Origin of the sequence: Streptomyces sp. NPDC057002, assembly GCF_042673825.1 — a bacterium.
Taxonomy (GTDB): domain Bacteria; phylum Actinomycetota; class Actinomycetes; order Streptomycetales; family Streptomycetaceae; genus Streptomyces.
In genome coordinates this window covers 947,479-970,859 of sequence record NZ_JBHURZ010000002.1, presented here as the reverse complement: position 1 = coordinate 970,859, position 23,381 = coordinate 947,479, and the positions used below count along the sequence as shown (strand labels likewise).

Annotated in this window: 12 protein-coding genes; 11 read left to right on the top strand and 1 reads right to left on the bottom strand. The window is 70.8% G+C overall.

Annotation, left to right across the window (positions count from 1 at the left end; genetic code table 11):
* The first annotated feature begins 164 nt into the window (after positions 1–164).
* Entirely contained in the window at positions 165–2,999 is a 2,835-nt protein-coding gene (locus ACFT32_RS12415; RefSeq protein WP_382488379.1) for an alpha/beta hydrolase family protein, read from the top strand.
* Between the two features lie 87 nt (positions 3,000–3,086).
* On the opposite strand, the gene ACFT32_RS12410 is transcribed toward ACFT32_RS12415, so the two are convergent.
* Positions 3,087–6,197, bottom strand: coding sequence for a glycoside hydrolase N-terminal domain-containing protein (locus ACFT32_RS12410; protein WP_382488378.1), 3,111 nt, complete (start codon positions 6,195–6,197; stop codon positions 3,087–3,089).
* Positions 6,198–6,764: 567 nt separating this feature from the next.
* On the opposite strand from ACFT32_RS12410, the gene ACFT32_RS12405 reads away from it, so the two are divergent.
* The 10 genes from ACFT32_RS12405 (at position 6,765) to ACFT32_RS12360 (ending at position 23,358) form a co-directional block, all read left to right on the top strand.
* Positions 6,765–10,085, top strand: a complete 3,321-nt coding sequence (locus ACFT32_RS12405; RefSeq protein ID WP_382488377.1) for an RHS repeat-associated core domain-containing protein — start codon at positions 6,765–6,767, stop codon at positions 10,083–10,085.
* A 68-nt stretch (positions 10,086–10,153) separates the two neighbouring features.
* Entirely contained in the window at positions 10,154–10,348 is a 195-nt protein-coding gene (locus ACFT32_RS12400; RefSeq protein WP_382488376.1) for a hypothetical protein, read from the top strand.
* Between the two features lie 124 nt (positions 10,349–10,472).
* On the top strand, positions 10,473–12,512 hold the full coding sequence (locus tag ACFT32_RS12395; protein ID WP_382488375.1) for a dynamin family protein: 2,040 nt from the start codon (positions 10,473–10,475) through the stop codon (positions 12,510–12,512).
* A complete protein-coding gene (locus ACFT32_RS12390; RefSeq protein WP_382488374.1) occupies positions 12,509–14,083 on the top strand; it encodes a dynamin family protein in 1,575 nt (524 codons plus the stop codon). Before ACFT32_RS12395 ends, ACFT32_RS12390 begins: the two co-directional genes overlap by 4 nt.
* Positions 14,080–16,401 (top strand): Hsp70 family protein, encoded by a 2,322-nt coding sequence (locus ACFT32_RS12385; protein ID WP_382488373.1) that lies wholly within the window; start codon positions 14,080–14,082, stop codon positions 16,399–16,401. Before ACFT32_RS12390 ends, ACFT32_RS12385 begins: the two co-directional genes overlap by 4 nt.
* A gap of 98 nt (positions 16,402–16,499) precedes the next feature.
* A complete protein-coding gene (locus tag ACFT32_RS12380) occupies positions 16,500–17,084 on the top strand; it encodes an RNA polymerase sigma factor (RefSeq protein WP_382488372.1) in 585 nt (194 codons plus the stop codon).
* On the top strand, positions 17,081–17,278 hold the full coding sequence (locus ACFT32_RS12375; protein WP_382488371.1) for a hypothetical protein: 198 nt from the start codon (positions 17,081–17,083) through the stop codon (positions 17,276–17,278). Before ACFT32_RS12380 ends, ACFT32_RS12375 begins: the two co-directional genes overlap by 4 nt.
* A gap of 40 nt (positions 17,279–17,318) precedes the next feature.
* Positions 17,319–19,739 carry an Hsp70 family protein gene (locus ACFT32_RS12370; RefSeq protein ID WP_382488370.1) on the top strand — a complete coding sequence of 807 codons (2,421 nt, stop codon included), beginning with the start codon at positions 17,319–17,321 and terminating at the stop codon, positions 19,737–19,739.
* 56 nt (positions 19,740–19,795) lie between these two features.
* Positions 19,796–21,778, top strand: coding sequence for a dynamin family protein (locus ACFT32_RS12365; RefSeq protein WP_382488369.1), 1,983 nt, complete (start codon positions 19,796–19,798; stop codon positions 21,776–21,778).
* Positions 21,775–23,358 (top strand): dynamin family protein, encoded by a 1,584-nt coding sequence (locus tag ACFT32_RS12360; RefSeq protein WP_382488368.1) that lies wholly within the window; start codon positions 21,775–21,777, stop codon positions 23,356–23,358. The genes ACFT32_RS12365 and ACFT32_RS12360 overlap by 4 nt, the downstream gene beginning before the upstream one ends.
* Positions 23,359–23,381 lie beyond the last annotated feature (23 nt).

Sequence of the window (23,381 nt, the reverse complement as noted above, 5' to 3'; positions counted from 1 at the left end):
CAACTCCTCTGCGATTGGCTGGCTTTGACGCCGTAGACGATCAATTCCGAGCAACCCTGCGACCCTTCTTTCTCATCTTCTCCTAAGGAACGAAAGAGGCGCCCGGGACACCTGGAACAGCTGTGGTGTCCCGGGCGCAGGAGCCCATCCGGAGGAGAAGCACGTTGAACCATGTTCGGCGCACATGGGTCGCCGCTGCGGCCTTATTGGCGGTGGTGGTGGGGTCGCCAGGACTGGCGCACGCCCAACCGGCCGCCGCCCCCACCCCCTCAACTCCGTCCACCCCATCCGCCGACCCCGACCCCGACGCCGACCCCAACGCCGGCCCCGGCCTGCCGGCGGGCTGGCAGATCACCGGCAAGAGATCCGGTCAGCAGCTGACCTGGCGTTCGGACAGACCCGTACCCATGGGTGACGCGGCCGTCGAGTTCTACTCCGGGGACCGGTTCCTGGGCCGGCCCGTGCCCGGCAAGGACGGGCACACGTTCCGCCTCGGCCTCGAAGGCGTGACGCTCGGGTCTTCGAAGGACCTGCAGGTGCGGGCCGCGGGGCGGCGTCTCGACGAGGCCGGCGTCAAGGCCGACGCGAAGCGCCGGTCCGCGAAGAAGCAGGTGAAGCCGGCGGAGCCGGCGGCCCTGCCGCCGGCCAACTCCGTGGACCCCGGTGTCCCCGGCCCGTACCGCACGGTCAGCGGCGAGTACACGCTGAAGTCGGTGAAACTGCCCGACTTCCCCGCCCCGGTGGAGATGCGCGCCACCGTCACCGCACCCGCCGGCGCCCCGGGCAAGCGGCCGCTGGCCCTCTTCCTGCACGGCCGCCACGCCACCTGCTTCACCGGGGGCGCGGACGGTGAGGCACTCGGCGCGTGGCCCTGCCCCACCGGCTCGAAACCGATACCCAGCCACCGCGGCTATCTGCACGACCAGAAACTCCTGGCGTCCCAGGGGTATGTGACGGTGTCCATATCCGCCAACGGCGTCAACGGGCAGGACTACGCGGCGCAGGACGCCGGAACCCAGGCCCGCTCCTCCCTCGTACGGCAGCACCTCGCCCGCTGGGCCGACTGGTCGGGCGCCGGACGCACCAAGGCACCGGAGATCGTACGGAAGGCCGCGCGGGCCGACCTGTCGCGCGTACTGCTGGTCGGTCACTCGCGCGGCGGCGAGGGCGTGAACCGGGCCGCGATGGACAGCCTCGCAAAGCCGCCCGCGGACAAGGACGGCTACCGGGGTCCGGTGCGCTGGAAGGTCCGTGGGACCGTCCTCATCGGCCCCACCGTCTTCGGGCAGAACCCGGCTCCCGAGGTGCCGTCCATGACGATCCTGCCGGGCTGCGACGGTGACGTGGCCGACCTGCAGGGCGAGATCTACGTGGACGGGACTCGCGGCGTGAGCCGTGGTGCCGCCCTGCACAGCGCGGTCTACATGGTCGGCGCCAACCACAACTACTTCAACACCGAGTGGACCCCGGGACAGGCCGAGGCACCGGCGAACGACGACTTCTGGCACGACGAGGAGACGCCGCCGGACCCGGTGTGCACGCCGGGCACCGCGACCCGGCTGACGGCCGAGCGGCAGCAGGCCGCCGGTTCGACGTACATAGCCGCCGCGGCCCGGCTGTTCGTCGCGGGCGACGACCGGGTCCGGCCGCTGCTGGACGGCTCGGGCGTCCGCGCACCGTCCGCGGGCCCCGCGCGGGTCCTGACGCACGCCGTCGGTGCCCGGCGCACCGCCGCGTTCCTGCCGGACGCCCCGGTCACGGTGGACGGCGGCCGGCTGTGCGCACAGGTGGACCCCGACCCCGCCACGGCTTGCCTGGACCCCGAGAACCCCGGCAGGTCCCCGCACTTCGCCGAGTGGGAGACGGAGCGGGAACCGGGCCGCGACGCCGTGGCGTTCGACTGGTCGGCGCCGGGTTCCGCGGTACAGGTGCGGCCAGGGCGGCCGGTCTCCCTGAGCGGAGCCGAGGCGCTGGCCCTGCGGGTCATCGTGCCGCCGAACACCACCGGCACCCGTATGGACGTGTCCCTCACGGACTCGGCGGGCCGGCAGGCGAAGCTGGGTGCCATCCGCCTCCACGGACTGCCCGGCTCCGACCGGACGGCCTCGTACTGGGGGCAGGAGGTCCGCGTTCCGCTGACCGCGGCGAAGGCGGGCGGGCTGGACCTGAAGCGGGTGAAGTCCCTGGTACTGACCCCGCGCAGCGGATCGGGACAGGCGTGGCTGATGGACGCCTGGGGCTGGCGCCCCGGTATGGCGGCGGTACGGCCGGTCGCGCTGCCCCGCGTGGACATCGGCCTGCTGACGGCCGACGAGGGCGACTCCGGCGTCCGGACCCTCAAGGTGCCGGTGCGGCTCTCCGGGCAGGGCAGTGGCCGGATCAGGCTCTATGTCGCGGACCCCGAGACCCGTGAGGTCACGTCCCGGTTGGTGACGGTGCGTCCCGGCAGCAGTGTCGACGTCCCTGTCGAGGTGCGCGGCAACACCCGCTTCAGCTACGGCTCGACGCACAACGTGTTCGCGAAGGCCGTCCGGGGCGCAGTGGTCGGCAACCACCTCGGCGGCCTGACCGTGACGGACGACGACCCGATGCCCACGTTCAGGGCGACACCGCTCGCGGGCCGGGTCACCGAGGGCCAGAGCCTGAAGTGGCGGATCGAGCAGTCCGCGGTCGCCGACACGGATCTCTGGCTCGAGGCCGCGTTCGCGGGGGTCGACGGCGGCGCGGAACTGTCCAGCACCGACGTCGACCCGCAATGGTTCGAGCAGAACACCGGCGAGTCACCGACACCTGCCCGGCCGTTGTCCGAGGTGGAGGTCTTCTACCCGGACATCGCCGTACCCGCGGGAGAGCTGAGCACGGAGCTGACCGTACCCACCGTCGTGGACGGGGTGAGCGAGCCTGAGGAGTCGCTGCGGATGCGGCTGTCCATCTGGGAGGACGACGGCGACGAAGTGGAGGGCCCGGTGCTCGACGGCACGGTGGTGGACGCGCCGTAGGCGCATCGCCCGGCACTCCCTGACCGGCGGCCGGGCACAGGTGGACGCGGGGGCCGGATTTCACGGCCCCCGCGTCCCTCGGTTCACTCAGGGCTTGCTCGGCTTCACCTTCCTGTCGATGCCGTTCACCCGTACGGTGACCTTCCTCTGGTTCCGCGCCCGGTCGGCCGTGACGCTGTACGAGGTGACCTTCCCGTCGCGCCACTCGCAGCCGACCTCGTAACCGCCACGGGCACGGAGTCCGGTGAAGGAGCCCTTGGGCTTCCAGTCGTCCGGCAGGGCGGGCAGCAGGTGGATGACGCCGTCGTGGCTCTGCAGGAGCATTTCCGCCACGGCGCCCGAGATGCCGAAGTTGCCGTCCATCTGGAAGGGCGGGTGGTCGCAGAACAGGTTGGGCAGCGTGTTGTAGGTCAGCAGTCCGCGCAGCATGATCTGGGCGCGCTGCCCGTCGCCCAGGCGGGCGAAGAGAGCCGCCCGCCAGGGCCAGGTCCATGAGCGGCGGCTGTCGCCGGACACCGTCGCGGCCGTGAAGGGCACGCCTTCCTTCTCGCCGCATCGCGCCTTCAGGGAGACGAGGGCGGCGGCTGCGAACTCGGGCGTCTTCGGGGTGATCTGGCGGCCCGGGTAGACCGCGAAGAGGTGCGAGGTGTGGCGGTGGATGTCGGTGGGGCTGTCGATGTCCTCCTGCCACTCCTGCAACTGACCCCACTTGCCTATCTTGTTCGGCGCGAGGCGTGCCTGCAGGTCCGCGACCTTGTCCCGGTAGGCGGGGTCCGCCTTGAGGACCGCCTCGCAGTCGAGGTAGTTCTGGAACAGGTCCCAGATGATCTGCTGGTCGTACATGACGCCGTCCTCGCGCGGCCCGTGCTCGGGTGACCAGCCGTTCGGTGCGACGAGGAGTCCGTCCTCGCGTTCCTTGAGATGGTCCTCCCAGAACTGGCAGATCTCCTTGATCATCGGGTGGGCGAGGGTGCGGAGGTAGCTCAGGTCCTGGGTGAACGCCCAGTGCTCGTAGAGGTGTTGCGCGTACCAGGCGCTCGCGACGGTGTTCCACTCCCACGCGTTGCCGCCGAAGACGCTCTGGCTGGTGCGGGCGGTCCAGCCGCGCGTGTCCTTGCCGAAGGCGTTGCGGGTCGCCACGCGGCTGGGTACCGCCACCTGCTCGATGAACCGGACGAGTGCCTCATGGCACTCCGGCAGGTTCGTCGTCTCGGCTCCCCAGTAGTTCATCTGGACGTTGATGTTGGTGTGGTAGTCGGAGGCCCAGGCCGGCTGGTTGCTGTCGTTCCAGAGGCCCTGGAGGTTGGCGGGAAGGCCGCCCGGGCGCGAGGAACTGACCAGCAGGTAGCGGCCGTAGTCGAACATCGTCTGCTCGAGTGTGGGGTCCTGACGGCCCGCCGCATATCGCGCCAGCCGGGCGTCGGTCGGCAGAGCGACCACGGCGGCGTCGGAGCTGCCCCAGTCGACCGAGACACGCTTCATGAGGGCGCGCGTCTCGGCGATGTGCTTCTCGCGCAGCTTGTCGTAGGACCGGGAGGCCGCCTTGCCGAGTGCCCTGGCGATGCCCGTTTCCGGATCGGGTCCGCGCCACCCGGCGGCGGCGTCGAGCCTGTAGTCGGTGCGGGCGTCCAGGAGCAGGGTCAGGGTGGTGCAGCCGCTGAAGCGGAGGACCGGTCCATCCGCGCGGAGGTCGCCGTCGGTGTGCACGGCCTGGACGGTGCACGCGTGCTTGAGGCCGTTGCCCATGACACCGCTGAAGGCGATCCGGCGGGCGCCGGCGTCGACGGTCGTCTCAGTGTCGTCCTGTCCGGACGTCAGCGATATCGCTCCGGAGAGTCCACGGGCGCGGTCCGACGTGTAGCGGAAGACCATGACGTCCGCGGACCGGCTGGCGAAGGCCTCCCGCAGGACGCGCCGTCCCGGCGTGCCGAAGCGGGTGACGTGCAGTCCCTTGACGAAGTCGAGGCTGCGCCGATAGTCGACGACCGTCCGCTGTGTGCGCGTGTCGAAGCCCTTGCCTTCCAGCGCGATCCCGGCGATCTGGAAGCCGGTGGACGACGTGCCGGGGCTCAGAGTGAGCCGGTAGACGCGGTAGGCCGTGCTGTTGGCGATCCGGAAGGTCCGGGTCTCGCCACGGCCGGCGAACGGCGCTCCGGGGTTCTGCGTGTCGAGGGTCGTCCAGGCGGCCCCGTCCTGCGACGCCTCCAGCCGCCATCGCCGGGGGTCGTCCTTCGGACGGTCCGGTGCCGCCGTCAGCGTGTACGAGGTGACGACGACCGCGCGGGTCAACTCGGCCTGCCATACGACCGCTGGTGCGGGGGCGTCGATCCGCCAGACCGTGGCCGGGTCACCGTCCACCGAACTCGAGATGTCCGTGGTGCCGGAACCCTTGGAGTGCCCGCTCGGCGACGACAGGTACAGGGCGCCGCCCGCCCCGAGGTCGACACCGGACAGGCCGATCTCGCTCACCTGGAAGTGGCTGACGCCTGCCTTGGGGACGAAGTCGAACCGGTAGAACCGGTAGGCCGCGGGGTCGGCACAGGTGAACTCCTTCGTCTGGAAGCGGCTTTCGAAGGGCGCTTCCAGCGTGCGTCTGTCGAGCGGGGTCCAGGCGACGCCGTCGGCGGAACCGGAGAACGTCCACTCCTGCGGGTCGCGCTGCGGCACGTCATTGGCGCTCGTCAGACGGTAGGACGCGACCACGACGGGTTCGGGAAGCTCGACCTGCCACCGGACCTTCGAACCGGGCCCATCTATGCACCACTTGGTGCTCGAGTCAGCGTCGTACGTCTTGTCGACGCCCTCCGAGGAGGAGCTGCTGTACGGGCCGCCCGGAGCCGTGACCTTCGGGCTCGCACGAGGAGCGAAGGTGACGACGACGTCGCCGAAGTTCCGGTACGAGCCGAAGCCGGCCATGCCGGTGTCGAACTCACTGTCCGGCTTGCCCGCGAGGGCGTTGTCGTAGTTGTTGACACCGCCCCACAGGCTCTGTTCGTTGAACTGGACGCGCTCCTCGAAGGGATCGGCGAAGAGCATGGCACCGAGCCGGCCGTTGCCGATCGGCAGTGCCTGCGACTGCCAGTCCTGTGCGGGTACCGAGTAGGTCAGCGCCTCGCGCGACAGAATCGGCCACTGTGAGGCCGCCGCACCCTCGGCCCCGGCGGCAACGGACTGCCCCGCGGGAGTTCCACCGGCCACTTGAGCAAGCAGAGGCGCGAAGGCCAGACCACCGCCGGCTTTGAGAACACTTCGTCGCTGCGGTTGGGATTCATTGATCACGGCGAGATCTCCCGGCCCATTCATCGGCTCTTTCACGGAGGAAGTGACAGCTACATCGGCACCCTTCGGGGGCGCGAACATCGTCGCCGGGGAAGAGATCGGATGTCTAGAGGTGTGCGCCGCTGACTCGCCTGGCTCCACATGCCGCACCCGGGCCCCAACCCGGGGGCGGAAACCGGGCGAAGAATTCTGGCCAATGCCGCGGAGGTGAGCGGGAGCTGAATTGATCATTCTCCCCCGCCTTTGGGAGCCAATGCCCAAGAATGCATGCCTCCACCCCGTCTAAGCGGCTGGGCCGGTTCCGGCTCGAATGAAAGTGCGATTCAAGGGGACGCCGCCCGGCTTTTGTGTCTCTTGTGTCAGGTTGTGTGGCCCCGGTGACCGCAGGGGTGGCCGGGTCTGACTTCCTGTGGGGGGAAGCTGATGCACTCGCGTGCTGGAAGCACGCCTATTCGGCGTGCCCGCAGATCAACCCGTTATGGACTGGTGGCGGCCGTGGCGGCGCTGTTGCTGGTCGCCCCGGTGGCGCCGGTGTTCGCCGCGCCGGCGCCGGCGGATCCGGGACCGACCTCGGCGTGGGGCAAGAAGACCGACTTCAGGGTGCCGCCGGTGAAGGTCGGCGAGACCAAGCCCGTGCCCGGGGAAGCCGAGGCCGCGCCGACGAAGGAGCGAGCGGCGTGGCGGGCCGCGCAGAAGGAACGAGCCCGCACCGGTGAGCTTCCCAAGTCGCCCAAGGCGCCGTCCGGGTCGGCGGAAGCAGACGCCGCTGCGGAGGTCTACGTGCCCGAAGGCCAGGGCTCCGTTCCGTGGCACGAAATCTCCGAATTCCGGATCACCGACTCGCTGGTGGCCCGGATCAACCTCTCCACCGGCAACCTGATGCTCGCCGCCACCGACTTCGAAGTCGCCGGCGTCGGGCAGAAGCTGCGTCTGGCGCGGACGTACAACTCCTTCGACGCGCCGTGGGGGAAGGTGTCCCAGCGGTGGTGGCAGGAGTACGAGCGCTACCTGCATCTCTTCAGCGACGAGGTCGTGTTCTACGACGCCACCGGCGCCGCCGTCCGCTTCGCCGAGAACGCGGACGGCACCTTCACCACGCCGAAGGGCTACTCCAAGGACCTGAAGAAGAACGGCGACGGAACCTACACCCTGACCGACCGCAAGTCGGGCTCGAAGGACACCTACGACGAGCACGGCACCCTGACGAAGGTCACGGACAAGAACCGCGGCACCATCACCGTCGCCCAGCACGACGACGGCACCGAGCACAAGGGCTTCAAGCTCACCGAGACCCGCTCGGGCCGGTGGATCGACCTGCTCAAGACGGACGCCGCCCAGTGGCAGGCCACGGACCACACCGGCCGCACCGCCGTCTTCGACCTCAACGCGACCGGGGACCTGGAGAAGACGACCGACACCGAGGGCAAGTCGACCGTCTTCGGCTACGACTCCTCCCGCCGTCTCACGAAGATCACCACCCCGGAGGGCCGGGTCACGGTCTTCGCCTACGACGACCAGAACCGCGTCCGCTCCATGCTGCGCGCGACCGACTTCAACGGCACCGGGCACACCGGCCCGACCTACACCTACACGTACTCCGACGCCGACCCGTCCGCCGCCGGGACGACAACGGTCACCGACCCCGAAGAGCACGCCACGAAGCACGAGCACAACACCGACGGCGGCGTCACCAAGGTCACCGACGCCCTCGGCCACTCGCGCAAGCGGACGTTCGACGCCAACCACAACCTCGACACCGCCGAGGACGCCATGGGCGTAGGAAGCACGGCCGGAAACGTCACCGACTACGGCTGGGACGCGCGCAACAACCCCACCTCCGCCAAGCTGCCCACCGGCGCCACCGCCACGCTGACCGGGTATCAGACCATCGCCGGCGCGGACCTGCCGGGCTCGTTCACCACGGCCGACGGCGAGAAGAGCGACTACACCTATGACACCGCCGGCAACACCAAGTCCGTCGCCGTGACGGGCACCGGCGGCGGCAAGCGGACCTTCGACCGCAACCCGGCGACCGCCACCTGCGGCGGGTTCGAGGGCCAGATCTGCAAGGCCACGACGGCCATGTCGGCCACCAAGTCGGTGTCCACGTCGTTCACCTACGACACCAAGGGCAACCTGTCCAAGGCCACCCCGCCGGCTCCCCTCGGTGCCACCACGTACACCTACGACGCCCTCGGCCGACCGGAGACCATGACCGACGGACGCGGCATCAAGACGGTGTACACCTACGACAACCGTGACCGGGTCATCCAGGTGTCCTCCACCCACGACACCGTGCGCTACCACTACGACGGCGACGGCAACCTGAGGCAGCGCGACGACAGCACCGGTGTCACCGAGTACGAGTTCGACCCGCTGTCGCGGGAGACGGTCCGCACGCTGCAGAACGGCTCGCAGACCAGGCTCAGTTACACCCCGGCGGGCAACGTCGACACCTACGAGGACCCGGCGGGCGTCACCGACTACTCGTGGAACGAGGTCAACAAGCTCACCACGCTGAAGGACCCGACGGGCAGGACCACCACGTACAAGTACAACGCCAACGACTTCCGGACCACGACCGCCTACCCCGGGGGCACGGTCCAGGAGGTGACCCCGGACAAGTCCGGCCGCCCGGAGAAGATCAAGGCGACCTCCCCCAAGGGCACCCTGGTCGACCTCGCCTACTCCTACTCCAACGCGGGCAGGGACGGCACCAAGATCCGCACCCGCACCGACGCGGTGACCGGCCTGAAGACCACCCACACCTACGACAGCGCCGGCCGCTTCTCCTACGCCAAGGAGGAGAAGGGCACCACGCTGAACTCCTCCTGGCAGTACTGCTACGACCAAGCCGGCAATCTCACCAGCCAGGGCGTCGAGCAGGGCTGCCCGCGCGGCACGACGTACACCGTCAACGACGCCCAGCAGATCACCGCCAAGAACGGCTCCACCGCCAACTGGTCCTACGACAAGAACGGAAACGAGACCGCCGGCGCCTCGACCCCCGAGGGCACCCGCACCGGCGGGACCTGGTCCGACCACAACCAGCTGACATCGATCAGCGTCGGCGGCAAGACCTACGCCGGGCAGTACGGCTCCACCGACCAGAGCGAGCGGATCAAGCTCGGCGACACCGTCTTCCACAACGGCCCTCTCGGCCTGTCCGCCAGGACCACCGCGGGCGTGGACATGGGATTCAACCGGGAACCCGGGGGCACCTTGAACTCCATGACGACCGAGGGCAAGTCGTACTACTACCTCACCGACGCCATCGGCTCCGTCATCGCACTCGCCGACGAGACCGGCACCAAGGTGAACACCTACGCCTACAGCCCCCGCGGCGTCGAGCGCGGCACCACCACCGAGAAGGCCCCGCAGCCCTACCGGTTCGCCGGCGGCTACCAGGACCCCACCGGCCTGTACCACTTCTCCGCCCGCTACTACGACCCCAACATCGGCCGCTTCACCAGCCCCGACCCCTCCGGACAGGAGAAGAACCCCTACCTCTACGCCGAAGGCGACCCCGTCAACCGCATCGACCCCGACGGGCTGCTCAGCCTCGGCACCATCACCGACGGGCTCGGCTACGTAGGCGATGCCCTGGACATCGTGGCGATCGGCAAGGATCTCGCGAGCGGCGACATCACCGGTGCGGCTCAGGGGGCCGCGAGCCTGGCGGCCGGTGTGGTCGTGGGTGGGGCATGTGAGGCCGCGGTGGGTACGTCGACAGGGTTCCTGGCGACCGCGGGCTGCGCCGCCGCGGGTGCCAATACCGCTGGTCTTGTGGAGGCATGGCTGTCGTAGACGGTCGATCCGATATCACCAGGTGGGCAGGCCCCGGGCTTGCCCACCTTTTCAGGAAGGACGGGAGCATGAATTCTGAAGGCGGACGGACAACCAACCCCTGGGTCAGTTTTGTCCTTGCCTTTGTCGCCCTCTATGCCGTGATCGCCGTCGTCATGTTCCTGGGCGGCTCCGACGCCGCACAAGCCTTGGGGACACCGGCGGCCATTCTCATCGGCCCGGCGGTGGGAATCGGAGTCGTCCGTTACCGGAAGACGCGGTGAGGTGAGGCCGGGTACGTGAGCCGAACAGCTCCGGCGCGGACGGAACAAAGTCGTCGTATGCCGAATCCATGTGATGTCAGTGGTCGTCGCGAACGACCGCGGGTGTCGCGAGGCGGAGGACGGCATGGAACGACTCGATACGGGCGCACTGGCGGCCCGGACCGCGCGAATGCTGGAGCACCTCGCCGCGGCGGCGGGCAAGAGGGCGCTGGCGGAGACCGAGTCGCGTCTGCGCGAGGCGGCACGCAGGCTCGCCGACGGCCGGATCGTCGTCGTGGTCTGCGGCGAGTTCAACCGCGGCAAGTCCAGCCTCGTCAATGCCCTGGTGGAGCGGAAGGGTCTCCTCCCTGTCGATGTGCTGCAGACCACCAGCGTGGTCACCACGGTCGGCTGGGGTCCGCAGGCGCAGGCCACAGCCCGGTTGCGCGACGCGGGCGGTGAGACCGAGGAACGGGCGATCCCTCTCGACGAGATAGCGCACTACGTGACGGAGAGCTCGAACCCGGGCAACGGGCACCGGGCCGAGCTCATCGAAGTGCTGTTGCCCCATCCGAAGCTGGCCGACGGCGTCACCCTGGTCGACACACCGGGCGTGGGGGGCGTGTTCCCCGAGCACACCGCGATGACCACGGGGTTCCTCGCCTCGGCCGACGCGGTGGTGTTCGTCGCCGACATGACCTCTCCGCTGACGGCGAGCGAACTGCGGTTCCTGGGGCATGCCGTCACCGCGACGGACGCCGGCCCCGACGAGGACGGGCTGCTCGTCGTCCTCACCCGGGCGGACCAGGCCTCCCCCGCCGACCGGCGCGAGATGCTGGCCGACACCCGCGCCAAGCTCGCCGAGCTGACCGGCCGGCCCACGGGTGACACATCCGTGCTACCGGTCTCGACCCGCCTCAGGCTCCGCCATCTGGCCTCCGGTTCCGACGCGCCGGACGAGGACAGCGGCTACCCCTTGTTCGAGGCCGTTCTCTGGAGGGGCTTGCGGCGGCGCCGTGCCCGGTTGCTGCTGGCGCGTCCCCTCGAGGAGGCCGGCGCCGCGGTCCAGGCGCTGCTGCGCCCGCTGGCGGCGGAACAGGAGGCACTCGCCCGGGAGACGGACGAGACGCTCTCCCGGATGCGTGCGGAGGCAGAGGCCGGGCAACGGCGCATCACCGAGATGCGGAGCACCGGGGCCCGGTGGCGCACGGAACTGCGGTCGCAACTCAAGGAACTGCGCAGGGACCTGGTCATGTCCCTGCACGACGAACTCGACACCGTGTGGCAGCGCGTGTGCACGGAGTACCTCTACGACGAGGCTCTCCAGGACGACATGGACGAGCTGGCCGCGCAGGTGTCCGCGGCGTACACGGCGGTGGCCGGCGCCACGGCGCGTCGCGCCGAGACCGAACTGAACGCGCTGGTCACCGGATTCGCGCAGCGTCATGGCATCGGTCTCAGCCCCACCGCGAACAGCCGGATCGACGCCGTCGGCCCGCTACGGCTGGAACCGGACCTCGGAGCCGAGGAGCAGCCGGGCAAGGTGATGCCCATCGGCCGTGACGGTGCGTTCGGGGCGTCGATGGGGGCGGCGATCGGCGGCACCGTGTTCGGCCCGGTGGGCGCGGCCATCGGGGCCGCGGCCGGGCTGCTGGCGGGCCTGCTGCGTGGGGTCAAGGCCGCCCGCCACCAAGAGCTGCAAACGCGTCGCCGGAATCTGCGGGACCAGCTCGGCATGGCCCGCGGACGCCAGCAACGGGTCATCGTCCATGGGCTCGGCAACCTGCTGGACACCGCGGCCGACAGGGCGGAGCAGGAACTCGACAGCCTGCTGCGGCAGCAGACCGAGACCGTGGGCGACACTCTCGAACGGTTGAAGGCGGCCGCCGACGCCACCCGCGAGCAGGCCCGCGCCCGTCACGAGGTGCTGGCGCAAGAGCACACGGAGCTGCTCGCCGCCGGGCAGGAGGTGGCCACGCTCGCGGCCCTGGTCACCGAACTCGTCACGGAAGCGGACACGGACCTGCCGCACGCATCGCGGGGAGCCGGACACGAGGAAGCCATGGACGAGGGACCCGGAGCAACGGCCGACACGGGTACCACAGGGCCGGAGCCCGGAACGGGGCAGGGCGCGGAGCCGGACCCGACGTCGGAGACAGCACCGGAATCGAGGCCAAAAGCGTGAGCGACTCCGCGGCTCTCCGGCAGGCCGCGCTGGACGTGCTCCGGGACAGTGCGACCACGGACGGTCTGCCGGAGGCCTTTCGCCGCACCCTTGCCGACCAGGCCGACCGGCTGTCCGCACCGTTCTCCGTGGCCTTGGTCGGCCGGGTCAGCGCGGGCAAGTCCACCCTGGTCAACGCGCTGCTCGGCGAGCGCATCGCACCGACCGGGGTCACTGAACTGACGATGACGGTCAACCGTTTCCGGCACGGCACCGAGCCCTCGCTGACCGTGCGCTATCTGGACGGCACCGTGACCCGCCACCAGCACCTGTCCGAACTGGAGTCGCTCACCGTACGGTCGGCGGCCGATCCCGGCCGGCAGGCGGCACTACGGCGGATCGACTACCTGGAGACCTGTCACCCGCACGGACAGCTCGCCGAACTGGAGATCATCGACACACCCGGCCTCGACTCCTTCACCGGCCCGGAGTCGGCGTCCACACTGCGTCTCCTGGGCCGAACCGGACAGGACCTCACCGACTCGACGCTCGCGGAGAGCGCGAGGGCCGACGCCATGGTCCTGACGTTCACCGCGCGCGGCGCCCACCGGGACGACATACGGCTCACCGCCGAATTCATGACCCAGGTGCCCGGCCTCGGTCCGCTCAACACCGTCGCTGCCCTCAACAAGGTCGAACTGCTGTGGGACCCGGACGACGCGCCCGACCCGATGCGGCCCGCCGGTCGGGTCGCCGACCAGCTGATGCGCACGGCGGGGACCTCCCGGCTGCTGTATTCGGTGGTTCCGGTGGCGGGACTGCTCGGCTCCGGCGCTGCCTGTATGGACGCCGCCGACCTCGCCGGCCTGTCGCAGCTGGCCACCACGACCGCTCCGCGGCTGCTGGCCGAACGTGCCGCCGACAGCGACGCGTTCACCGGCCGCGACACCGGGCTCCCGCTGTCCCCCGGGGAGCGTGCCCGGCTGTTCGGCCGCTTCGGCGGCTGGGGCGTGGTGGAAGCCTGCCGGTTGCTGCGCGAGGGAGCCGACGACGTCGGCACGCTGCGGGGCGAACTGCTCCGGGTGTCCGGCGTCGACGCCCTGCGCGCCCTGCTGCGCGACCACTTCGGTGGCCGGGCCGATCTCATCAAGGCCGCGCAGGCGTTCCGTACCGTGCCGCGTCTCGCCGAGCGGACCGCCCGGTCGCTGCGTGGTGAACCGGCGCGGGCGGTGGAGGCGGTGGCCGGCGCGCTGACGGCCGTGGAGCTGCGGCACTCCCAGGGGTACGCGGAACTGCGGGCGCTGCGCGACCACTTCGAAGGCCGGCTCGATCTCCCCGCCGAGCAGACCGCGGAGCTCCTCCGGGTGACCGGCGAGCACGGCACCGGCGCGGCCGCCCGGCTCGGACTGCCCGCCGAGGCGGACCGCTCTCTGTTGCTGGGCACAGCCCGCGCCCGATTGGACCGCTGGCACGCGGAGCTGTCGGCACCCACGGCGTACGGGGCCTCGCTCCAGGCGCAGTTGACGGTACGGCAGGCATATGAGGCTCTGCACCACCGCATCGCCTCCGGGCGGGAAGGAACGACCGAATGAGCCCGACCGAAACCCCCGCGGAAGCGATCCTGGTCGTCGACTTCGGGACGACGACCACCCAAGCGGCTCTGGTCGAGGGGGACTCGATACGCGTCCTGCACGAACCGGCCACCGGGGCGGTGTTCTGGCCCTCCTCGGTGCTCGCCGACGGGGCGGGCGGACTGCTCGTCGGCTCCGTGGCGGAGCGGGGCAAGCGGCTGCGCCCGACCCGCTACCGCTCGGAGATCAAAAGGGATCTGGGCAGTTCCGTACCACTTCTGATCGACGGAACTCCCCATCAGGCGGAAGGCCTTGTGAGCGCCGTACTGAAGGCGGTCGCCTCGGAGGCCCAGCGGGTGCTGGGCCGGCCACCACACCATGTGCTTCTCACCGTCCCCGCCGCGTACGGCCCCGCCGATCCGCGCCGCGACGCGATGATCCGGGCAGCCGCCGGCGCCGGGCTCGACCGGGCGGAACTGCTCGTGGAGCCGGTGGCGGCGGCGTACTCCCTTCCCGTGGGAGCCCCGTTCGCCGCCGGGGACGTGATCCTCGTGCACGACTTCGGAGGCGGCACCTTCGACGCCGCGGTGGTGCGGATCGGGACCGGGCAGCACGAGGTGCTCGGGCACGCCTCGCTGGAGGACTGCGGGGGCCGGGACCTGGACGCTGCGCTGCTCCAACACCTGACGGAACGTCACTCGGAGGTCTCGGAAACGCCGGCCGATGCCAACGACGTCAAGGCGCTACGGGGCGGGCTCGCGACGGCCGACTTCGTGCGGGACCTGAAGCACGGCCTCAGTACAACCCTCCAGGTGGAGGATCTCTCCCCCAGCGGCGACGTGGTCCTCCTCGAGCGCGCCGTGCTGGACGCCCTGGCGGGGAAGCTGCTCGACCGGACCGTCCAATGCTGCCGCGACCTGCTGGCCAAGGCGGACGTCCGGCCGGAGGGGCTGACGGCCGTGCTCATGGCCGGCGGCAGCAGCCGCAGCCCGGTGGTGCGGGACCATCTCGAGCCCCTCCTCGGCGTCCCCGTACGCCACCCGGAGGATCCGCAGCTCGCCGTGGTCAAGGGCGCTGCGACCTGGGCGTCGCGGGCACCGTCCCGTGATCTGCCGCCCAAGCTCAGGCGGCCGGGGACGGAGCCGCTGGCCTGGACGGTTCCGGGCGGCTCCGCGGTCTTCCTCGGCCCGGTGGTCCCGGAAGGGGAGTCGTACGAAGCGGGTGACGTGCTCGCGGAGGCACGGTCGACGGAGGGCACGCTGCACCGGCTGCGGGCGAACCGTGCCGGCAAGGTCCGGCGCTGGCACACGGAGGCCGGCGGGCTGTTCCTCTCCGGGGACTGGCTGCTCACAGCGGCGGAGCCCGTCCCGGATGTGGTCGTGCCGCTGTGGCGCGCGGCGATGGTCGACGTCAGGGCGATCGGCTGGACCCGCGCGGGAACCCTTCGGATGGCGCAGCAGAAGGCCGTGGCGGAATGGGCCGAAGGACAGCAGGTACGAATGTCGGCGGAACTCCGCCTGGCTGACGGGGTGGCGCGGTTCGACCCCGGGGGCGAGGCGGTCGTGCTGACCGATCTGGACGCCGGGACCGCGGCTGTGCAGACGCCGGGCGGCCACGAACGTCTGGTCGGGCTGGTTCCGCGCGACCATCCCCGGTCCACCCGAGTCCTGGAAGCCCTGCCCGTGAGTCCGGACCGGCTGGCTGTGACGATCATGACGAATCCGGACTCGTCCAAGCGAAAGGTCACCCTTTGGGTCGTCGATGTCCTGGGCGGCGGCAGTCGGCATGTGTCGGATCTGCCGTTCGACGCTGACAAGGACAAGGAATCCAAGCCACCTGAACGACGACTTGGGCTGTGTTCAGGATCCCGAGGCGTCATCTGGGCATCGAAGCAGGACACCGTCGCACTCATCTCCTGCGCTGTGGGCCCGGGGAGGGTCCTCAAGGAGATTCCCTCACCCGCCGCAGGAGGCCGAAGGATCGCGGCCGTGCACCCCGACGGCCGGGTGGCAGCCGTGCAGCCCAGCGGCGGCTTCTGGAGCCGGCTCACCGCCTTCGCGGGCCTGTCGAGTTCCGAGACCGTCAGTGTGGGCAAGCAGGAGCTGACCACACCCATCACCACAGCCCTGGAGTTCTCGCCGGACGGCCGGATGCTGGCGATCGCGCTGCAGACCGGCTGGTGCCGGATCGTGGACAGCAAGACCTGCGCACCCCTCGCCGAACTCGCCCACTCCCCCGCCCCCGTCACCCATCTCGCCTGGTCCCACGACGGAACCCGACTGGCCCTGGCCGGTGGCGGAAAAGTATCCGTGTGGGACGGGGAACTTTTCCGGCCTTAGCCCGATCTATGGGCCATCGGGCGTCGGTTCTCCGCCACATGGCAGGCGGACGCGACTGACGAGGGCACACCTGTGGGGGGTTGGGGTTGGGGAACGTGATGTCGCAGGACCTGACGGGTCTGGGCGACGAGGAACTCGTACCGCGCGCGGTGAAGGGCGACCGGCACGCGCTCGAACAACTGCTGCGCCGGCATCGCACCACGGTGCTGACCGTGTGCGCGGGCATCACCGGCAACCGGGAAGACGCCCTGGACGCCTGCCAGAACGCGCTGATACGCGTGACCGGCGCCATCGGAGGGTTCCGCTCCGAGGCCCGCTTCACGACCTGGCTGCGCGCCATCGCCGTCAACGCCGCGAAGGCCGAGATCGCGCAGCGGGGCCGTCGCCCGTGCCCCGTCGGCGACGACTTACTGCCCACGGAACCCGTCCGTGCGGTGGACGGACGGGTCACCGACGGCCTGCGCGTGCGGCAGGCCCTGGCCGCGCTGGACGTCGACTTCCGCGCGGTCGTCGTCCTGCGGCATCTGTGCGGGTGCAGCTACGAGGAGATCGCGCATGTGCTCCGGATACCGATGGGCACGGTCAAGAGCCGTCTGTCCCGGGCCCGGCTGGATCTGCTGGAGCTGCTCCGGCTCGACGACACAACCGATGCCCGCCCCGTTGCGAAGAGGAGACCGAGATGACTGAGGAACGGCGGGACCGCCTGCCGAACCCCCCGGAACCACCTGACACGGACCCGGACACGGTGGCCGCGCCCGAGCTCCTGGCCCGGCTGCACGCCCTGCTCACCGTCCTTCCCCTCCCGGAGATCGACGACGTGTCCTGGGAGGCGCTGGTCGCCGACGCACTGGATCACATGCCTGCCCGTCAGCACTGAAGAGCTTCCGTACGGCCCCAAGGAAAGGCGGCTCCGCCCCATGGTGCACGAACCCGTCCTCGCCATCGACTTCGGCACCTCCACCTCGGCCGTGGCACTGCTCTCCGACGGCCGGGTCCGCATGGTCAAGGAACCCTCGGGTGACTCCTGGGCATGGCCCTCGGCCGTGTCCTGGGAGGGCTCACGGCTCCTGGTCGGCACACCTGCCGAGCACCGCAAGGCCATGTACCCGTCCTCCTTCCGCAGTGAGTTCAAACGGAACCTCGGCGAGAGCACCCCGTTGGTGCTGGGCGATGCCTCGTATCAGGCGCAGGAGTTGGTGACCGCGCTGATCTCCGCCATGCGTGGGGAGGCGGAACGGCTGTACGGCAGGCCCATCACCCGGGCCGTGCTGACCTGTCCTGCCTCCTACGGTCCCGGTGACTCGCGCCGCGGCCTGCTCATCGGCGCCGGCGAGGCGGCCGGTCTCACCGTCGTCGATCTGCTGCCGGAGCCGGTGGCCGCGGCGTTCGCCCCGCTGGCCGGCTCCGCCTTCGAACCGGGACGCCTTGTTCTGGTGTACGACTTCGGCGGCGGCACCTTCGACGCGGCGCTGATCAGGACCACAGCGCAGGGCGACCCGGACGGGACCGTGGAGGTGCTGGGACACGCGGCCCTGGACGACTGCGGCGGCCACGACATCGACGCCCTGCTCGCGGGGGAACTCGTACGGCGCGGCGGTGCCGCGCTCTCGTCCTGGCTGCACCCGGGATCGGAGCAGGACGACGAGAAGAGCGGCGGCAAGGCGTCCGGGAGGTCCTCCGCGAAGTCCTCCGGCCCGCCGGCGAACGCGGAGGACGGGCTGCGGCGCACTCTCGACCTCGGGGATTTCGCACACCGGTTCAAGCACCGGCTGAGCGTGGAGGCGGAGGTCGAGGACTACTTCCGCTCCGCGGGCCTGCCCGTCGGCCTCGACCGCGCCCGGCTGGCCGAACTCACCGCGCCCCTCGTCACCCGTACCGTCGCCTGCTGCCGGGACCTGCTCGACCGCTGCGGGCAGAGCGCCGACCGGCTGTCGGCCGTGCTGCTGGTCGGCGGCTCCACCCGGATGCCGGCTGTCAGGGACGCGCTGGAGCAGGCGTTCCCCGGGCTGCTGCGCGGCGTGGAGGACCCGGAGCTGGCGGTGGCGCAGGGCGCGGCCGCGTGGGCGGGGGCGGCCACCGAGCGGTACTCGGTCGCCGGACGGCCCGCCGGGCACACCGTCCCGCTCTCCTGGGAGTTGCCGGGCGGAACCGGGAAGTTGCTGCAGTGGTATGTCGGACCCGGCGACGACTACCCCGCCGACGCGGTGTTCGCCCTGGTCCGGCTGACCGACGGCGGGCTGTGGGAACTACGCGGGGACGGGCACGCCGGTACGGTGGCCCAGCTGCACTCGGAGGCCGGCTCCGAGGTCTCCTCCGGCGACTGGCTGGTCACGACCGGACGGGGCGAGCCGTCGGGGCGGCGACGGCGGCGCGGCACCCGCGCGGGAGCCATGCCGTCGTGGGAAGACCTCGCGCCGCCGCCGAGCACCGCCCTGCCCCTCGGCGACGGCGCCACGGCGTTCGGACGTGTACTGCTGGTGCCCGGTGGCCGCCATGTCGTGACCCAGCACGGCGAGGAGACGGTGTGCTGGGAACGGAACCCGGACGGGCTCAAGCGGTTGTGGGAGCTGCGCTCGGTCTTCCGGGTGATGTCCGGCGGCTCTTCGGGGGCGCTCCTGGCCGTCGTGCCGATGGAGGACGGCGGCCACGCCCAGAGGGTCGACGCGGTCGACGTCGTCTCCGGTGAGACGCATGGATCGGTCCCCTTCGACGGGGCCTGCCTGACGGCCACCTTCGCCTCCGACGGCACTCGGCTTGCCGTACTCAACAATCAGCAGTTCCTTCGGGTGTCCGGCCTGGCGGGCGGGGAGGTTCTCAGCGAGACCGATCTGTCGGGCCACAGCATGGCGGGTGAGCAACTCGTCCTCGATCCGGCACTCGAGTTCGCCGCGTTCCCCGTCGGCAACCAGGTGATCGTCTGCCACGTACGGGGTCGTCGGCTCGCCCAGCCCCCGCACCTCACTGTCAACGCCCCGCGCAAACTGCTCGCCCTGCCGTCCACGGCCGGCTTCGCCTCGGGGTCGAGTGACCCGCAGGCGGTCGCCGTGTGGAGTTTCGGCGGTCACTCCCTCTGCCTGCGGGACCCGGCCCTCGACCAGCCGCACCTGCTGGCCGTCAGCGCGGACGAACGTCTGCTCGCGGCCGCCGACCCCGGCGGCGTCATCGCGGTCTGGGAGCTTCCGCGCCCCGGTGGAGAAGCGCCCGGCGAACCACTGGAAGTCCCCCGCTCCACACAGCGCATGCTGCTCCCCGGCCCCCTCCACGACCTGGCCTTCGGCGGGGACACCGCCACCCTGATCGCCGCCACCGACCGCGAGATCCACGTCTGGGATCTCTGACCTGTGACCACAGGGGATCTCCGACCTGGGATCTCCACCCGGAGGAGAGGACGGAAGTGGCCGACTACGAGTCCATCCGCGATGAGATCCTGACCGTTTTCGACAACATCGTGGAGGTGGCCCGGCACCGGGCCGCCGACCGGACGGCGGACCGGCTGTACGGGGCGCGGGAGCGGCTGCGCTCAGGGGAGCTGACCGTCGTGGTGTGCGGGGAGTTCAACCGCGGCAAGTCCAGTCTGCTCAACGCGCTGCTGGACCGCCCCAACATCCTGCCGGTCGACCACTACTTCGCGACCTGCGTCGCCGCCACGATCCGCCGGGGAGAGCCCGAGGCCGCCGATGTGACCCTGAAAGCGCCGGACGGCTCGCTCGTCGTACAGCCCATCAGGCTCGACCAGATCGGCGAGTACGCGGCCGAGAGCGGCAGCCGGAAGGACGGGGCGGTCCTCCTCGACCTGAGGCTGGACTCCCACCGCCTCAAGTCCGGTCTGGTGCTGGTGGACACTCCCGGAGTCGGGGGCGTCTACCACGAGCACACACTGGTGACACAGGAGCAACTGCCCACCGCCGACGCGATCGTCTTCGTCATATCGGCCGAGGAACCGCTCACCGAGAGCGAGACGGTCTTCCTGCGCGAGGCCGCGCACGCCGTGAAGGCGGCGGACCACCCGGACGCGATGTTCTACGTGCTCACGAAATCGGACCGGAGGGCGGACATCGACACCGACCTGGCCGCCAACCGCAGGAAGATCGCCGCGATCACGGGCAGGTCCCCGGACGACGTGCTGATCGTGCCGGTCTCCAGCAAGCTCAAGCAGCAGTATCTGGCCGGGACCGGCGGCGACGATCCCGAGCTGCGCGCGGAGTTGCTCCACAACTCCGGCTTCCCCCAGCTCGAGGAGGTCCTCTGGTCGAGGCTGGCCCGCCACCGCGCCCGGGTTCTGCTGGGCGGCGCGCTGGGCGAGGCGGACGCGGCCGTCCGTACGCTGCTGGATCCGCTGCTGGCGGAGGAGAGCGCGCTGCGCGACACCAGCAAGGCCCGGCTGGACGAGCTCAACCGGGAGACGGAGCGGGAGTCGGCCCGGCTCGCGGAGCTGTCCTCCGGCGCGGCTCCGTGGCGCAAGCGCCTGGAGGACGAACTGGACGGGCTGCGCGCCAAGGTGAGCGAGCGCACGGCGCTCGAGTTCGACCGGGTGTGGAGCCGGGCGGAGACGGAGTACCTCTCGGTGCGCATGCATCTGGAGCAGCCCGACCTGCTGGCCCTCCGGGTCAACGGCGACCTGGGAATGGCCCGTACGACGGTCGCCGAATGGGCCGCGCGGCGGGCCGCGGAGCTCCAGCGGGGGCTGGCCCGGGACATCGGCCTGGAGCTGGGCGGCAGCGAACTCGGCGAGATGCCGGCGCCGCCCGTGGTGGACCTCGCCGCGTTCGGGCGGCTGCACCGGCCCACCGAGCGCAGGGAGCACGTGATCCCGGCCACCTATCGCAAGGAGACCAGGACCCGGGAGAAGAAGCGGGCCTCCGGACCTCCGCCGTCCGGGCTCTGGAACAAGGTCAAGCACGGCTGGGACCGGACCAAGGACTTCTTCTCCCCGGTGTACGAGACCTATGAGAAGAAGGTGCTCGACACCCCGGAGGAGCGTTGGTACGAGACGGTCGAGCGGGAGATCCCGGAGCACGTCATCGAGCAGCGGCGCCGTGAGCTCACCGACTCCGTCCAGCGAGCCCGGCGCGACCAGACACCCCGGATCGAGCAGGCCGCGCAGGAGGCGATCGGCGACTTCTCCCGGGAGATCACGGCCGACTTGGACAGCCGGATCGCCCGTGAGCAGGAACGCACCGCCGACACCCTGAAGCGGCTGAAGGAGAGCGCTCAGCGCACCGCGGAGGAGGCGGTCCGACGGCTGGGCGAACTCGAGACCGAACAGCAGCCGCTCAAGGAGGGTCGCGAGCGGATCGCCGCCCTGGTGCGCGCGGTCAACCGGCTCGCCGACGGCCTGCCCGGCTCCGGACCGGACTCGGAGGGCGAAGCGGCATGAGCGAGGGCCTGGCCGACCGCGTGAAGGCGGCCTTCGACTCCGCACTCCGGCTGATGGCCCGTGGCGGCGGATCGGCGGAGGTGCTGCGGGCCGCGTTCGACGCGGAACGGGCGCGCGCCGGGAAGAAGATGAGTGTCGCCGTGGTCGGCCGTATCAGCACCGGCAAGTCCACGCTGGTCAACGCGCTGATCGGCGAGGAGCGGGTGGCCACCGGTTCGCAGGAGCTGACCTTCAACGTCAACCGGCTGCGGCACTCCGAGACACCCCGGCTGCTGGTCCGCTACAAGGACGGCCGCCCGTCGGTCCCGTACACGCCCGACCGGCTGGAGGAGCTGACGGCGCGCCGGGAGGACCATCTGGAGGAGCTGAGGGGTATCGCGGAGGTCGTGGTCGAGATCCCGGCCCCCTATCTGAAGGACTTCGAGCTCATCGACACCCCGGGGCTGGACTGCGTCTTCGGCGAGGACTCGCTCAACACCCTGGAGTTCCTGCGGCTGCGGCCGGAGGACGTGATGGACGCCAGCCTCCGCCATGCCTCGGCCGCCGACGCCCTGATCCTGGTCCTCCCGGTGCGTGGTCCCTCCCGGACCGACGCCGATGTCGTGGCGCAGTTCCTCGGCCCCGACTTCGCCACCTCGACGCCCCTGACGACCCTGGGAGTGCTCACCAAGTGTGAGTACCTGTGGGAGGAAGGCGGCCCGCATCCGCTGGTGCTGGGCCGCCGCCAGGCGGACCGCATCATGAGGGACGCACCCGGCATGCGCAGGCGGCTCTTCGACCTGACGCCGGTGTGCGGGCTGCTCGGCCAGGCGGCCGCCACCCTCGACGAGGAGACTGTCGCCGCCTTCGCCGAACTCGCGGAGGCCCCCGCGGCGACCCTGTCGCTCCGGCTGACGGACGCCAAGATGTTCGTGAACGCCGGGGACGGTTTCCCGCTCGACGCGGCGCGGCGCCGGGCCCTGTGGAATCGCTTCGGCCCGTACGGCATCCACACCGTCTGCGGACTGCTGCGGGACGGTGTACGGGATCCCGCGAAGCTGCGCACGACCCTGCTGGACGACAGCGGGCTCACCGGACTGCGGAGCAGGCTCACCGACCACTTCGGCCACCGCTCCGCGCTGCTGAAGCTCGACGGATCGCTGGAACGCATCCGCAGGATGCCCAGGGACCTGGCGGCCGGCGCCGGGCCCCGCGAGCGGTCGTTGCTGGATTCGGCCATCGGCGGCTTCGAGGCACTGGCCTTGAACGAACCGGGCTTCGCGGAGCTGCGGACACTGCGTGAGCTGTACTCCGGGCGGCTGCGGCTGGGCCCCGAGGAGAGCGAGGAACTACGGCGTGCCCTGGGCGAGTTCGGCCGTAGCCCGGCCGCCCGGCTGGGACTGCCCGGGGACGCCGGAGCCGACGCGCTGCGTGCGGAAGCGCGGCGCCGGCACTCCGTCTGGCTGGTGCGCTGGCAGTCCGGAACGCTGTACGGCGCGACCCGCGAGGCGGCACGGACGGTGGTACGCGGCTACGAGCACCTGCTGCACGAGCTCAACGAGCCGGATGCCCATGGAGACGGCGGCTGCCGGGAGGTCTGAGGCGGGAGACCGTTCCCTGGCCC